Source organism: Geminocystis sp. NIES-3709, from assembly GCF_001548115.1.
Lineage (GTDB): Bacteria > Cyanobacteriota > Cyanobacteriia > Cyanobacteriales > Cyanobacteriaceae > Geminocystis.
Window position 1 is genome coordinate 160,374 of the sequence record NZ_AP014821.1, and the last position, 16,041, is coordinate 176,414.

Consider the following 16,041-nt stretch of genomic DNA (forward strand, 5'->3'; position numbering starts at 1 on the left):
TTAAATTTTTATATGTTATAATGTTTCCCATAAAACAGAGAAATTATATCAATTCACAAAGAGGAATTAATTATGATACTCAATCTGCGTCGCAAACTTCTCTACAGTCTAGCACTCATTCTAAAAAAAGAAACAAAAGGTTTTACCTTAATTGAGTTGACGGTGGTTTTTTTATTCACATCTACCCTTGTTGCCGTTGCTATTCCTACTTTTCTCGATCAAGTTGGTAAAGCAAGAGAAAGTGAAACAAAACTGATAATGGGTACGATCGCACGTCAACAACAAGTTTTCCATGTTGAAAAAAAGACATTTGCCTCTAACCTTAATCTTTTAGACATTGATTTTCGTCAACAATATCATGTGATAACTGTTCCCACGGCTGATCAAAATATAGTTAAACATCAAGTAATTGCGATTAATCCCACTGATGACGTTAGAAATTATGCCGTAGGAGTTTATTTTAATAATGGATTGTTTGATATTGCTGTTTGTCAGTCGGCTGTAGTTAATGTTCCAGTTGATGTCGGAGATACACCCGCAAGTAATTGTACTAATAATGGAGTAAGAATTCAGTAATTTAACTGTTATTTAATTTTCATCGGCAAAGTAATTTTAAACCATGCCCCCTTTGTTTCGGGATGATTATTCGCTATGATCGTGCCTTGATGTGCTTCGACAATTTGCTTGACAATACTTAATCCTAAACCACTCCCTCCTCTTGTATTTCTTACCCTCGATTTGTCTCCTCGATATAGTCGATCGAATATATAAGGTAAATCATTAGTGTTGAAACCACTACCAGAATCAATAATATTTATTTCTAAAAATTGATTATTAAAATCACTGTATTTAATTTCTACATTAACACTAATTAAGCTATGAGGAGAACCATGTTTAATACTATTGTCAAATAGGTTAACAAATACTTGAGTTAAACGATTAATGTCCGCAGAAATAATAATCTTTTCTTCTCCTTTATATTCTAAAGATATTTTTTCTTGATCAGCTAATATTTTCAATGATTGCCATGCAGAAAATATTAATTGTTTTAAATCTAAATTCTGAAATTTTAGCATCTCATAAGGACTTTGTTCTAAAGTCGAAATTTCTAACCAATTTTGAACTAAATCTATTAAACGATTAATTTCTTGAGACATTTGTTGTACCCAAATTTTTCCCTTATTATCAGTGTATTTTAGTAATGTTTCTGCTAACAATGAAAGAGAAGTTAAAGGAGTTCTCAATTCATGACTTAAATCAGAGTAAGCCTCATCTCTCCTAATAGATAATTCCTTGATTAGTTGTTTATTTTCAATAAAAATACTAACTTGTCCAGCAGGTAAAGGATAACTATAGGCTTTAAGAAAAACAGGTTTATAATTTTCTATTTCCAGATTATTTTCTTCTTCTAAAATATAATTTGCAGTGGGAAAAAATTGCCATTCTATGACTAAATTTTGTTGAATTTTGCGGGTTTGTTGAATTAATTGATCTAATTCATAAGAACGCACCAACTCTAAAAATAATCTTAATATTTCAGGATTCCAACGGTGAATATGGAGCAATTTTTTTGCTTCTTCATTACACTCTATTAAACAATTTTCTTCATTTATTCTTAAATAACCAAGATTAATTTTATTAATTAGATAACGATGAAGATCTAATTCTAATTGAGTGTAGTAATAGCGATTATTTAGTAAATTAACATTCCGTCTTACTTGAGCTATTTTAGATAAAGAGGTGACAGGTTCAAATTGCGATAATGAATGTAAAATATCTGTTAATTGAATATTAATTTGATAATATTTCCAAAGACAAATAACTAAACCAATACTTAAACCACATAAAAAATATAGCATTCATTAACAATGAATAATGGATAATAAATAATTAATTTCAACGATACATTCTTATATATTAAGTTGCAATATTATTAAATATCGACTATTCACCATCAACTACTTACTACGATAACTAACCAAATCTATAACCAAATCCACGCACAGTGATTAAATACTGAGGATTACTAGGATCTTTTTCCAGTTTTTCCCGTAGCCATCGAATATGCACATCAACAGTTTTTGTATCTCCTAAAAAGTCAGCACCCCAAATATTTTCAATTAATTGCTCTCTATCCCATACCCTTTTAGGATAAGTCATAAATAGTTCTAATAAACGAAATTCTTTTGGGGATAGATTAACTTCTTCTCCTCTTACCGTCACTCTACACTCGTCAGAAAATAGGACAATCTCTTTAAATTGACGCACGGATTCTGTGGTGACATTATTTAAAGAGTTACGACGTAATAATGCACGACAACGAGCAACTAATTCCCTCATACTAAAGGGTTTAGTTAAATAATCATCAGCACCAACTTCTAATCCTAAAACTCGATCGGTTTCGGCGGCTTTCGCACTTAAAATTAATATAGGAATCATATTACCACGATAACGTAGTAAGCGACAAATATCTAAACCGTTAACTTCAGGTAACATGAGATCGAGAATAACCATATCAATATTATCCTCAGAGCTTTGTAATTGTTGACGATCGAGAATATTTAAGGCTTCTCTACCATTACTGGTTTTTACTACCTCGTATCCCTCTTCTTCGAGGTTTAAGGCAATCATATTTCTTATCAATTCTTCGTCTTCAATCAACAGAATACGACTGGATGAGTGTATTCTTTCACGGACAGCAATACTGGGTAAGTCCAGAGACAACATAAAAATTCTCTACATTTTGTTCTCTATTAACATATATACCAGAATTTTTGATAATGGACAATAGACAATCATATAAGTTCAATATATATAACCTCAATGAACCATAAAATTATCGGTAAAGAGAGGCAAAAGGGAACGGGGAATACGGAAAAGTGGACAAGAATTGATTTTAAAACTCCTAAAATTGATTTTTCTCGTTTTGTCTCATAAGTCCTGATGAAACTTATAACATTCCTAAATCATTTATAAAAATTTTAGATACTTTTAATTAAAGTGATTAACTGTTAGCCTTTTTTTCATGAAAGAATAAGTAATCAATTAGTAATATTGACTAAAAATTTAACTTCACAATAGATGATAACTAATTGCTAATTGCTGATTGTTAATTAAACATAATTATTGTTTTATTGTGCTGTCTTTTTTGCAGTAGTTTTTCTGGTAGTAGTGGTTTTTTTCGCTGTGGTTGTCTTTTTAGTTGCTGTTTTTTTTGCGGGAGTTTTATCTTGTAAAAGCGATAAAGCCTTATCTAAATTCATGGTTTCCAGCGTCTCATCTTCGGGCAATTTAATATTAGTCTTACCGTGTTTAAAATATACTCCATAAGGCCCTTGATAAATGTTTACTGGTTCATTATCATCAGGATGTAGTCCTAATTCTTTTAAAGGTTGTTTGGTGGTTGTACCTCGTCTTCCTTTTGTTGTTTTCGGTTGTGCCAATAATTCCAATGCACGATCGAGGGTAATTGTCAAGACATCATCTTCTTTTTTCAACGATCGATAATCTTTCCCTTCTGTACCTTGATCATGAACCACATAAGCACCAAAACGGCCTAAACTGGTTTTAATGGGCTTTCCTGTATCTGGATGTTCTCCTAAAGTACGAGGGAGAGTTAAATATCCCACCGCCATATCTAGGGTGATGTTTTCTGGTTGAACACCTTTAGGGAAAGAAGCTGTTTTCGGTTTTTTGGCTTTGCCTTGAGGTGTATCACCTAATTGTACATAAGGGCCATAAGTTCCAATCAACAAATATATAGGCTCTTGGGTTTCAGGATGATTACCTAAAATTGGCGGCCCTTCAACTTTTTGTTTTAACAAAGTTTCAATTTGTCGTGGCTCAAGATCCGCAGGAGTTAAATCTGCAGGAATAGAAGATTTTACGACACCATCGCCGTAATTTGCTTCAAAATAAGCACCAAACTTGCCTATTTTCACCGTAACGTCAAGATTTTCTAATTCTATCGCTTTTGCGCTTTGGGGATCAATTTCTGTTTCCCTCACTTTCACCTGATTTTGTAAGCCTTTTTCCCCCCGATAAAATTTATCGAGATAGGGCAACCATTTTTCATTACCCGAAGCGATGTCATCGAGACTTTGCTCCATTTTTGAGGTAAATTTAGTATCGACTAATTCGGCAAAATTCTTTTCTAGTAAGGTAATGACGGCAAAGGCAGTAAAAGTCGGTATCAATGCCTTATTGCGTAACTGTGCATAACCTCGATCGACGATCGTACCAATAATACTAGCATAAGTACTAGGTCTGCCGACTCCTTCTGTTTCCAAAGTTTTCACTAAAGATGCCTCTGTATAACGAGCCGGAGGTTGGGTTTCGTGGTGAATCACATCCAATTGTTTGCAGTTGGGCTTGTCTCCTACCTTCAAATCTGGTAAGATAACTTCTTGATTTTCTAAAGCGGCCTCAGGATCGTCCGAACCTTCTACATAAGCACGGAAAAACCCCGCAAAATCGATTCTTTTACCCGACGATCGAAAAATGGCATCTTCTACGGCGATATTTACGGAAATTTGCGTCAATTGAGCATCCGCCATCTGACAGGCTACGGTACGCTTCCAAATTAAATCATATAATCCTAACTCTTTATCTCTTAATCCAGTTTCCTTGGGAATGCGAAAAGTACTACCAGCCGGGCGAATAGCTTCATGGGCTTCCTGTGCTCCTTTAGCTTTTGTTTTATACTGCCTTGGTTTGGGACTTAAATACTCCTTTCCATACATGGATTCAACACAACTACGGGCGGCGGAAATAGCTTGATCAGACAGATGTACTGAATCTGTTCTCATGTAAGTAATATAACCATTTTCATAGAGACTTTGAGCGATACGCATGGTGTCTTTTGCACCCAAGCCTAATTTTCTATTCGCTTCTTGTTGTAGAGTAGAAGTTGTGAAAGGAGGAGACGGTTTACGAATGGTGGCTTTTTCTTCTGTATCCGTCACTTCCCAGGGCTTCCCCGTCAAACGAGCTTTTAATTCTGTAGCTTCTTGTTCTGTTAGTACAATTACTTTTTTATTTTTAACTAACTTACCTGTCTTGGGATCAAAATCACTACCATTTGCTAGTTTTTCTCCTTTGAGAGTTGTTAATCTTGCTTCAAAGTCTGTTTTGGCATAATTTAATAATGCTTTTAAATCCCAATAATTGGCCTCTTTAAAAGCTCTTCTTTCTCTTTCTCTCTGTACTAATAAACGCACAGCAACAGATTGAACTCTACCGGCGGATAATCCTGCGGCAATTTTTTTCCAAAGTAAAGGGGAGAGGGTATAACCTACCAGTCGATCGAGAATACGTCGTGTTTCTTGGGCGTGTACCAAATTTTCATCGATGTCACGACAATTAGACAAGGCTTTTTGAATGGCATCTTTAGTAATTTCGTGGAATACCATGCGTTTAATCGGCACTTTCGGTTTTAATAGTTGTAACAAATGCCAACTAATGCTCTCTCCTTCTCTGTCTTCATCCGTTGCTAAAATTAATTCATCAGCAGATTGTAAGGCTTTTTTTAGTTGTTGGACAGTTTTATTTTTGCCTTTAGGAATAACATAAATAGGCTCAAAATTATTGTCAATATTAACTCCTAATCTTGCCCATTCAAACTGTTTATACTCGGCCGGAATTTCATCAGCAGAAGAAGGTAAATCCCGAATATGCCCCATAGATGCCTCTACCTGATAATCTTTAGGGAGATAATTTCTAATGGTTTTTGCTTTGGTAGGTGATTCAACGATGACTAAAGTTGACATAGAATATTATTAAGGTCTATCTTTTGCTACTATACCTATAATTTAATTATTTAGCACAAAACCTAAGTTAACGAAATGGAAAAAAGTTAATGATTACGCTACTAATGTTTTGTTTATAAATGACCTCTTAGAGCTATACTTTAAAATGAACGAAAATCAGATCATCTCATGTTAGCAGTCGCAATTCTTGCCGCCGGAAAAGGAACTCGAATGAAATCAAAACTTCCTAAAGTATTACACCCCCTAGGAAGTAAAACTCTTGTGGAAAGAGCGATCGATAGTTGTAATCTTGTGCATCTCGATCGAACCTTAGTAATTATTGGTTATGAAGGTGATAAAATCGAAAATGCCCTTAATCATCTACAAGGGGTAGAATTTGTACAACAGAAAGAGCAATTAGGCACCGGTCATGCTATTATGCAGTTAGTTCCCTATTTAGAAGATTTTAGGGGAGATTTGATTGTTTTAAATGGTGATGTACCCCTATTACGCCCCGAAACTGTTGAAGAATTGGTGAATACTCATCAGAAAAATAATAATGCGGCCACTCTTTTAACGGCTAATTTACCTAATCCGAAAGGTTACGGAAGGGTTTTCTGTGATGGGAATAACTTAGTAACTCAAATTGTCGAAGATAGAGATTGTAATTCCGCCCAAAAACAAAATCATCGTATCAATGCAGGAGTTTATTGTTTTAATTGGCAAGAATTAAAAGCTATTTTGCCAAAATTAACGACAAATAATGATCAACAAGAATATTATCTGACAGAAGTGGTGGACTATCTTAACCCGGTTATGGCTTTAGATGTTCACGATCATTTAGAAATTAGTGGTATAAACGATCGCCGTCAATTAGCTGTTGCCTACGATATTTTACAAGCAAGGGTAAAAGAAGCATGGATGATGGCTGGTGTAACCATGATTGATCCCGATAGCATCACCATCGATGAAACTGTTAAGTTAGGAATGGATGTCACGATCGAACCTCAAACTCATCTTAGAGGTAATACGATTATCGGTTCGGGGTGTAAAATAGGCCCTGGTTGTTTGATTGATAATACTATAATTGAAGATAATACTACCGTTTTATATTCTGTGATCACTGATAGTAAAGTATCAGCAAATACAAGAATAGGCCCTTATGCTCATTTACGAGGGGGTGTGGAGTTGGGAGAAAATTGTCGAGTAGGTAACTTTGTTGAAATTAAGAAAAGCTCGATCGGGCAAAAAACTAATATTGCCCATTTATCCTATATTGGAGATGCTACTTTAGGAAATCAAGTGAATATCGGAGCAGGAACTATTACCGCTAACTATGATGGAGTTAACAAACATCCTACCATCATCGGCGATCGAACTAAAACGGGTTCAAATAGTGTTTTTGTCGCCCCTGTCACCATTGGGGAAGATGTAACGGTTGCCGCAGGTTCTGTAATTACTCATGATGTACCTAATGATTGCCTTGCGATCGCACGGGGTAAACAGAAAACTATTGAGGGATGGAAGAAATCTTAATATAGTTTAACCACAAGAAAATTTAACCCCTCAAAGGGTAGCTTTATCAATAATCTCATTACTGATACAGATTGGAACTCCTACCCAAACTCCTAAAAGTCGAGGACAATCCAATGGCTGGAAAAAAGGGCGAAAAAGAAACAAAGCAAAAGTTTATCCCACTATCAAAAAACGGCAATCGAAAAGTAAAAAAAGGCGAAAAAAATAACTTTTAAGGAATAACTAACTCAATTTATTTTCTCTTGAAGCTAATTTTTGTTAGCTTACTTATTCTCTTACAATATTTTATTAGTCTAAAGTACAGATATAATTCTTAATGACTTAATTCCTCGATCGAACCTTCAGATTCATGGGCAATACTTCTTAATTTATCTAACATTTCTTGACTAACATTTTTCCATAAATTTCGTTGGGATGCTTCGATTAATCTTTCAGCTATATCTCTTAATGCCCAAGGATTTTTTTCTTGGATAAATTGCTTTACTTTTTCATCAAATAAATAACTTTGAGCGACCCCTTCAAACATAAAATTAGATACACTTTTAGTAGTAGCAGAATATGCGAATAAATAATCAACAGTGGCACTCATTTCAAATGCCCCTTTATAGCCATGTCTCATAACTCCTGCTATCCATTTCGGGTTAATAACTCGACTGCGATAAACCCTTGCAATTTCCTCTTTTAACTCTCTAACTTTAGGATTATTTGGTTGAGAATTATCACCAAAATAAGTAACAGGATTTTCTCCTTTTAAATGTCTCACGGCAACGGTTAATCCTCCTTGAAATTGGTAATAATCATCAGAGTCTAATAAATCATGTTCTCTATTATCTTGGTTATGCAAAACTATCTGTAATTCCTTCAATCTTTGTTCAAAAACTTCAGGCATGGATATCCCTTTACTACCCTGATAAGCATAACTACTCCAATTCAAATAAGCTCTTGCTAAATCAGCATCATTTTCCCAATTTTGCGACTCAATTAAACCTTGTAAACCAGCACCATAAGCACCTGGTTTTGAACCAAATAAACGGTAACTTGCTCTTTGCCTTGCTTGGGTTTCCTCTAAACCTTTATCTAACCAATATTTAGTATCTTTTTCTACTTGTAAAGCAAGAGGATTTTGATCTTTTTCTTCCGTAAGAGTTGACAGATGTACAATCGCTTTATATAATAAGTCAAGTATGTTGGGAAATCCGTCACGAAAAAAGCCTGAAACTCTTACAGTTACATCAATACGAGGTCTCCCTAACACAGCAATCGGGATAATTTCATAATCCACAACCCTACGGCTAACACCATCCCAAACAGGTTTAACGCCCATTAACGCCATAATTTGAGCAATGTCATCACCTCCCGTGCGCATAGTAGAAGTACCCCAAACGGAAATAGCCAAAGTTTTGGGATATTCGCCATTTTCTTGGGTATAACGTTCAATTACCGTTTCTGCCGCTTTTCTACCTACATCCCAAGCCGTTTCACTAGGAATTGCTCTTATATCTACCGAGTAAAAGTTCCGTCCTGTGGGTAACACATCGGCTCGACCTCGACTGGGTGCGCCTGATGAACCACTAGGAATAAATTTACCTTCTAATCCTCTCATTAAATTGATGATTTCTCGATCGCTTTTTATTAAGTTTGGTAAGAGATTATTAGCTATCCAATTAAGAGATTTTTCTGTATTTTTTCCTAAGCTAATTTCTTGATAATTCTCTCCAACTATTAATTTTTCTATTAGATTATTTGCTAAGTTTTCAAAGTATTCTCGATTATCTTTAACCCCATCAACTCGGCTTGGTAAGGAGAGAGTTTGAGAAAAATAAGTCCCACTTTTTAAGAAGGATTTAGGGGGGGTTACGTCTATTTCTAAGGGGGGTTGATTAGCTTCTAAATCTGTTTTAATTGCTTCAATTAACCCCAAGTTATTATAACTGGTAAATCGTGCGATCGAAATAATTAAATCTCTTAATTGTCTTCCTTGAGGACATTCACCAAAAATGTGTAAACCATCTCTAATTTGAGCGTCTTTTAATTCACATAAATAACCGTCAGCAGTAGTTAAAAATTGAGAAAAAGTATCTTGATTTACTTCTTTAATGCCTAAATCTTCATTTAACTTAGTCTCGTCAATCAATTTTGAAATTCGATCAAAGATAATTTTTAAGCGACTAGGATTAAGACTTTGTGCCTGATAATATTCATCAATTAAAGCCTCTAATTCTAGTAATTCACCATATAATTCTGCACGGGTTAAAGGAGGAGTTAAATGATCAATAATTACAGCATTCGCTCTTCTTTTTGCCTGTGAACCTTCCCCCGGATCATTTACAATAAAAGGATAAAAATTAGGTAAAGTATCTAAAGTAATTTCAGGATAACAATTCTCTGATAAAACTAAACTTTTTCCGGGCAACCATTCTAAATTACCATGTTTTCCTACATGAATAATGGCATCGGCTTTAAAAATTTCTCTTATCCAATAATAGAAAGCTAAATAATGATGAGTTGGCTCTAAATCTGGAGCGTGATAGTTTAAACTAGGATCTAAATCATAACCTCTTGATGGTTGAATACCAATAAAAATATTGTCTAATTGTAAACCTGAAATCGGGAAAAAACTCTCACACCTTATTAAAGAGGGATCAAAATTTTTTAAAGGTGGTTGAAAAGAATCAATATTACCCCATCTATTAATAATTTCTTCTTGAGTTTTTTTTGGTAAAGTTTGGAAATAATTTTGATAATCTTCTAAGGGTAAATATTGATTGATTTTGCGGTTAGATTGCATTTCTAAGTCATTAGTTACTCCTTCAATTAACTTAAAGATTAACTCGTCACCGTTAGCAGGAATATCATTAATTCGATAACCTTTTTCTTGTAAAGCCTTCAATATATTGATACAACTTGCAGGGGTATCTAAACCAACCCCATTAGCAATTCTTCCATCTTTATTGGGATAGTTCGCTAAAATTAAAGCTATTTTTTTTTCTGAGTTACTAATTTTACTTAGATTAACCCATTTTTTTGCTAATTTTGCTGTATAATTAACTCGATCGAGCAAAGGTTCATAAACCACTATATCTGTTTCTAGTTGAGGATGCCAAGTTTCTACAGATTTAAAGGAAATGGCACGAGTTATAATCCTTCCATCAATTTCTGGTAAAGCAACATTCATAGCAACATCTCTCGGTGATAAGCCTTGAAAACTGTTTTTCCAATATTCTTTAGTACTGCCACTTAAGATAATTTGTAAAACGGGAATATTTAAAGTTTGCCAAATTTTAGCGTTAGTTTCATCGCTGATTTTTGCGACAGAAAAGCTAGTAGTGTTTAAAATTAATTTTACTTGATGATGCTGTAATAATTTAATTAATTCTTCTTGAATATCTGTTTCTTGTAACGATGATAAATAAATAGAAATACTCGCTAAATTTTGTTGTTTTAATGCTGTGGATAAAGCATCAATAGGTTTTGTATTTTCTGATAAATAATGCGATCGATAAAATATAATAGCAACGTCAATATTATTAGTAATTAGTTCCTTATTTACAGTTTTATATATGCCCAAACGAGGAATCGATCGAGGTTGATTTGGTTTAAAATTAGTATTAAAAAAACTATCGCTAATAAACTTAAAACCGTTGACAAAGTTATCAACTCCTCCCTCAATAAGATACTCCCAAAATTTATTGACTTGGGATAAAGAAGCATTAGAATGACTGATTAACTCAACATCAGGTCGATCATCTCCGGGTAATACTAATAAAGAAGCGTTATTTTGACTAACTATGTCTTTACAAACTTCTAAGCCATAACTCCAATAACTTCTACCCCCCAACAACCGCAAAATAATTACTTTTGCCTGTGATAAAATTTCGTCACCATAGGTATCGATCGTCAATTCTTGCTGTAATTGTAATAAATTTACTACTCGAATTTCAGGAAAATCTGAAGGAAAATACGATCGACTGGAGGCGATAGTTTGAATATCAGTGTCTGCACTGGTTAAAAAGATAATAGGTGCAGGATTTTGTTGAATAATAATCACCCCTTCAGTGTCAGGATGAAGTCCGCCCGGAGTTGCTTGGATTCGGTGCATTTTGATTTGATAGTTTTAGGATAAATTCAGTAGATAAGAACTCTTGCAAAATTAAAAATATAATTAAATTGAGGCTGTTTATAATCAATTATCGTAACTATTGCCTCTTACCTTTTGTCTATTGCCTGACTTGTGCAAGAAGTCTAAAGTTTTGTTCTCAAGTAAAATTGATAATCTCCTCCTACTTCTAATTGATAATCATATCTTTCTAAAAAACGAGATAAAGGTTCTTGTATTAAACTTCTTCCAAGAGTGGGGTTAACAGATAGTTTACCTTGAAGAAAATACCAGCGAAAATACCATTCATAACTACCGGCTTTTACTTGTCCTTCAATTTGTCCTTTTTGCCAACATTGACTGGTAATGGCTACTTCTACGATCGTTTCTGGTAATGACATGAACAATTAATAATAAACAAAAAAAAGTATATTTTTTAAGGAATAAACAGCTTAAATAATAAAGGTACAACAGAGTTAAATATTTGTACAAATTGAGGACTACCTGTATTTCCTTCCTCTTGGGCTTCTGCTTCTGTACGAGCTTTGACTAATTGGATAAAACGATTTGACAATGCATAACCGTCTGAGTTTTCTTGTTGTTTAAATAATTCTTCTGCCTTTTGTGCATCTTCAAGGGCTGTGTCTGTTAGTCCATAACGTGATTTAATCACTGCTCGACTTAAATAAGCATGAGCAAAATCTGGATTAAGCTCGATCGATCGATTGTAATAATTAATCGCCTTTTGATAATTCCCTTTTTTATCTTCTGAAATGCCCCACAGATAAAATTGTTCTGCACTACCTGCGGTGGCAGGAATACCAGTAACTCCCTGTATATAGGCAGTAGAAATGTCTGTATTTTCTAAGATAATTCCTTCCACATAAGCATTTCTAAAATCACTACTATTGACTATTGCACCAGAGAGATTTGCACCAGAGAGATTTGCACCATGAAAAGAAGCCCCCGTTAAATTAGCACCGCTTAAATCTGCCCCCGTCAAATTCGATCGACTTAAATTAGCTCCCACTAAATTCGCACCTCGTAAGTTAGCACCACTTAAATCACTCATCACTAAACCAACATTATTTAAGTCACAATTTTCGCATTGTTTTGTTTTTAATAATTGGTTTAAATGATCTATATTTTCGCTTCTGACAGAGGAAGGAAACATAAGACAAGTCAAGAAAGTAGAAATAATAATAATAGATTTATTCATAAAATTTTTTACCTGAAGCATAATTAAACCTAAATTCTAATTAAACCTAACATTTTTTGCATAATCTTACTTATACATTAAGAAAAACTGACAAAGGTTTTATTTTTTATCTTAAGATGCAAGAGCTTATCGTTATGTTCGACTTTAATGATCAATAGTTTATCTGATAATCAATTAACAATTTTCTAGTATTATTTTAAATCACTGGTTATGAATTTATAGTTAATCTTATCTCAAAAATTATGAAAGTATTAATCGCTGATTTTGATTTATTTTTCAAAATAGGAGGAGGGCAAACTTTTTATCGTCAAATTATTGAAAAAAACCCAAACATTGATTTTTACTATCTCATTGAACAGGAAAACATTAATAATCTACGCCCCAAGAATGCTCATGGTATCTCTTATAAGCCAATTTATCAAGTCCATGATCTCAACAATTATATAAATGTAACTCCTCCTCGTTGGGCTTATCGTTCTTTTACCTTCGCTAGTAATATTGCCAATTCTGTTGCTGGTTATGAGTTTGATGTGGTAGATGCCCCTGATTATGAACAATATACTCTCTTTTTGCGTCCTGCCCTTGAATATCACGGGGTAAAATGTAATAAAATTGCTCTTTCTATGCACGGTAAAATTTCCACCACTTTGCAATTAGACTGGTTTGGTTCAACAGAGGTTAATATTCCTCTGGATTTAGAAGAAAAAATGCAGTTTAAAACCGCAGATATTCGCTATGGAATTAGTAAAAGTTATATTAAAGAATGGCTAGATTTAGTCAATTTAGAAACGAACTATTTTAACCCTTTACACTTTATTGATTTACCTCAATCTCAAAAGTTACAAAATCATCATCAAAAACCTAATTTATACTTTATTGGTAGAACTGAAAAAAGAAAAGGTGCAGATATTTTTATTGATTTAGTTTGGTGGTTATCTCCTAATAATTATCATCATGCTAGTATTATTGGCCCTCATAGTTATAGTGAATTTGGCGATTCTTCCGAGTCTTTACTTCGATCGATGATAGACAAAAGATTAATTAATATTAATATTGAAAAGCCTAAAAATCGTCAAGAATTAACCCAAATTTTTGCTCAACCTGCCATTACTTTTTTACCTTCTCGTTATGATACTCTCAATTTATTAGCTCTTGAATCTTTATTCTCAGGATGCCCTACAGCTATCGGTAGTGGTGCTGGAGTTTGTCAGTTTTTAGAAGAAAATTTTCCTCAATTACCTTGGATTAAAATTGATGTCAATAACACCTATAATTGTCTGCCTAAATTAACAGAAGTTTTAGAAAATTATTCTGATTATAGAGAGAAACTTCATCAGGCTTTATTAACTATAAATATTAACACAAATGATCCTAATTTAAGTCAGATTTATCAAACAGAAAGTAATAAAGATCAAGATGTATCCACAGAATTAAAACAGTGGTATTCTCAATTAATTTCTTATTGGCGATCGAGATCAGAAAATAAAAATTATCTTAAAACTATTCCTAGTAAAATTATCAATCAAGTAATTAAACCACCTTTTAAAAAAATCAAGGGGAAATTAACTCGATATGCGGAAGATACTCGCTCATCACAACTGATAAAATCTCCATTTATTGCCTCTCAATATCACAAAGTATTTACCCTAAGTGAACAAACAGAATTAGAGATAGAAAAAAAACTCCATCAAGTATGGAATTTAGCAGAAACTTTTGAACCAGAAGCAAAAGGTATTAAAGGTAAAATACAGAGTGCTTTTCGTATTGACAGAGTAAGAGTTTGGCGAGAAATTGCTCGTTTAGAAAGAATGCGCAATAATGATTTAGTTGCCGCAACTTATTATTTAAGAAGCATGAGAGCATTAGGCAGTGATAAATTTAATGAACTTCCCTATGTAATCAAAACTTTAGAAGAAAAAGGCTTTAAACCAGAAGCAAAAACTGCGGAAGCGATGTTTAAAGATATTCATCAACAAACAGAAAAATGTCTCAATATTTTAAATGAAACTTATCAAAATAACCTCAAATATTATCCAGAAGAATATGAATTTTTAGACGAAAGACGAGACAATGACAATTATCTAGTATCAGTGATAGTTTCTCTTTATAATGCTTCTGATAAACTGCCATTATTTTTGCAGGTTTTAGCAGAACAAACTTTAATAAAAAAAGGACAAGTAGAAATAATTTTAGTCGATAGTGGTTCGCCCGATCGAGAATATCAAGTTTTTCAACAATTACAATCAGAATTGAATTTACCCATTGTCTATTTACGCTCTCATAATCGAGAAACTATCCAAAAAGCATGGAATCGTGGGATTTTACTGGCTCGATCGAGGTATATCACCTTTTTAGGAGTGGATGAGACAATTTTACCTGAATGTCTCGAAGTCTTAGCCCATGAACTAGATGAAAATTCCGACATTGATTGGGTAATAAGTCATAGTTTAGTGACCAATGTGGATTTACAAGGCAATCATGTTAATGATATTATGCTTTATAATAGGGCTAATTATGACCAAAATTTAGTATATCTCGACACTTGCTATCTTTCTCTGGTAGGTGGACTATATCGTAAAAACATTCATGAAAGATTTGGATATTATGACTCTAGCTATCGTGGTGCAGGAGATACAGAGTTTAAAAACCGAGTCTTGCCCCATATTAAAACCAAAATGGTTAACAGAGTTTTAGGACTATTTTGGAATTATCCAGACGCGCGTACAACTCAAAGCCCTATGGCAGAAGTAGAGGATATTCGAGCATGGTATTTGCATCGAACTTTAGGAGGAATAAAATACGCTTTTAGTAATAAAAATCCAGAAGAAGTAGAGCAATTTTTATATAAAACTTTAGCTTATCGAAAATCATATTGTAACCATATCAGTAGTGATTTAGAATATAGTTATAACTTAGCTCGATTTCTAAAAGAAATAAAACCTTCATTATCTCTATTACAGTTAAAACCAAGTATTGATGAATTGTTTTTAGCCTATCAACAACTAGATTGGATAGAAGACTTAACTACTTTTTCTACTGGTAAAGTGTTATGGCAAACTCAAAAATTAGGAGAAAAAATTACTAATTTACACTGTCAAATAGCGTCAAAATTAGGCAGTATTAATTTTAATCCTAACTATGATATTTTCCATGATAACCGTCATGAACAACACGCTAATTTGTGGAAAACTGAATAATGTGTTTGTTATAATATATAACTTCTTGTTCATCTAATACATTTTTTTATCTGAAGATAACTAAAAGTTTAGAAAAATTTATAGCTATTTTGACAAAATAATTGATTAATTTTTAATCAATAATAAAAAATCTTAAAATTATCAATTTATCGCACTTATCATAATTACAAGGTACAAATTTAAAATTTAAGTCCCCCAGAATTATGGGATTTAGGTTGTTAAAAATGTACCTCATTAGTTTGTTTA

9 protein-coding genes and 1 pseudogene are annotated in these 16,041 nt (G+C 33.4%); 4 read left to right on the top strand and 6 right to left on the bottom strand.

From position 1 onward, the window contains the following. The first annotated feature begins 72 nt into the window (after positions 1–72). Entirely contained in the window at positions 73–576 is a 504-nt protein-coding gene (locus tag GM3709_RS00620) for a type IV pilin protein (RefSeq protein WP_066115295.1), read from the top strand. Between the two features lie 8 nt (positions 577–584). Here the strand turns inward: GM3709_RS00620 and GM3709_RS00625 are convergent, their stop codons facing one another. From GM3709_RS00625 to topA, 3 genes are all read right to left on the bottom strand, one after another. Further along, positions 585–1,859, bottom strand: a complete 1,275-nt coding sequence (locus GM3709_RS00625) for a cell wall metabolism sensor histidine kinase WalK (RefSeq protein ID WP_066115298.1) — start codon at positions 1,857–1,859, stop codon at positions 585–587. Positions 1,860–1,974: 115 nt separating this feature from the next. Then, positions 1,975–2,727 carry a response regulator transcription factor gene (locus tag GM3709_RS00630; RefSeq protein ID WP_066115299.1) on the bottom strand — a complete coding sequence of 251 codons (753 nt, stop codon included), beginning with the start codon at positions 2,725–2,727 and terminating at the stop codon, positions 1,975–1,977. 404 nt (positions 2,728–3,131) lie between these two features. Further along, complete coding sequence (gene topA / locus GM3709_RS00635; RefSeq protein WP_066115300.1) at positions 3,132–5,768, bottom strand: type I DNA topoisomerase; 2,637 nt, start codon at positions 5,766–5,768, stop codon at positions 3,132–3,134. A gap of 168 nt (positions 5,769–5,936) precedes the next feature. Between topA and glmU the strand changes: the two genes are divergently transcribed. After that, complete coding sequence (gene glmU / locus GM3709_RS00640; protein ID WP_066115302.1) at positions 5,937–7,283, top strand: bifunctional UDP-N-acetylglucosamine diphosphorylase/glucosamine-1-phosphate N-acetyltransferase GlmU; 1,347 nt, start codon at positions 5,937–5,939, stop codon at positions 7,281–7,283. A 10-nt stretch (positions 7,284–7,293) separates the two neighbouring features. Beyond that, positions 7,294–7,491 (top strand): annotated as a pseudogene (locus GM3709_RS21745) (transposase); the annotation flags it as partial. Positions 7,492–7,596: 105 nt separating this feature from the next. Here the strand turns inward: GM3709_RS21745 and cobN are convergent. From cobN to GM3709_RS00655, 3 genes are all read right to left on the bottom strand, one after another. After that, positions 7,597–11,382, bottom strand: a complete 3,786-nt coding sequence (cobN, locus tag GM3709_RS00645) for a cobaltochelatase subunit CobN (RefSeq protein ID WP_066115304.1) — start codon at positions 11,380–11,382, stop codon at positions 7,597–7,599. Between the two features lie 143 nt (positions 11,383–11,525). Further along, complete coding sequence (locus GM3709_RS00650) at positions 11,526–11,780, bottom strand: DUF3146 family protein (protein ID WP_066115305.1); 255 nt, start codon at positions 11,778–11,780, stop codon at positions 11,526–11,528. 35 nt (positions 11,781–11,815) lie between these two features. Beyond that, positions 11,816–12,598 carry a pentapeptide repeat-containing protein gene (locus GM3709_RS00655; RefSeq protein ID WP_066115307.1) on the bottom strand — a complete coding sequence of 261 codons (783 nt, stop codon included), beginning with the start codon at positions 12,596–12,598 and terminating at the stop codon, positions 11,816–11,818. Between the two features lie 242 nt (positions 12,599–12,840). Here GM3709_RS00655 and GM3709_RS00660 point away from each other — a divergent pair, with 242 nt between their 5' ends. Further along, complete coding sequence (locus GM3709_RS00660; protein WP_066115309.1) at positions 12,841–15,795, top strand: glycosyltransferase; 2,955 nt, start codon at positions 12,841–12,843, stop codon at positions 15,793–15,795. Positions 15,796–16,041: the final 246 nt, after the last annotated feature.

Excerpts from the sequence above, each read along its gene's own strand:
- GM3709_RS00620 (WP_066115295.1), top strand. The coding sequence starts at position 73 with ATGATACTCAATCTGCGTCGCAAACTTCTCTACAGTCTAGCACTCATT.
- GM3709_RS00625 (WP_066115298.1), bottom strand. The coding sequence starts at position 1,859 with ATGCTATATTTTTTATGTGGTTTAAGTATTGGTTTAGTTATTTGTCTT.
- GM3709_RS00630 (WP_066115299.1), bottom strand. The coding sequence starts at position 2,727 with ATGTTGTCTCTGGACTTACCCAGTATTGCTGTCCGTGAAAGAATACAC.
- topA (WP_066115300.1), bottom strand. The coding sequence starts at position 5,768 with ATGTCAACTTTAGTCATCGTTGAATCACCTACCAAAGCAAAAACCATT.
- glmU (WP_066115302.1), top strand. The coding sequence starts at position 5,937 with ATGTTAGCAGTCGCAATTCTTGCCGCCGGAAAAGGAACTCGAATGAAA.
- cobN (WP_066115304.1), bottom strand. The coding sequence starts at position 11,382 with ATGCACCGAATCCAAGCAACTCCGGGCGGACTTCATCCTGACACTGAA.
- GM3709_RS00650 (WP_066115305.1), bottom strand. The coding sequence starts at position 11,780 with ATGTCATTACCAGAAACGATCGTAGAAGTAGCCATTACCAGTCAATGT.
- GM3709_RS00655 (WP_066115307.1), bottom strand. The coding sequence starts at position 12,598 with ATGAATAAATCTATTATTATTATTTCTACTTTCTTGACTTGTCTTATG.
- GM3709_RS00660 (WP_066115309.1), top strand. The coding sequence starts at position 12,841 with ATGAAAGTATTAATCGCTGATTTTGATTTATTTTTCAAAATAGGAGGA.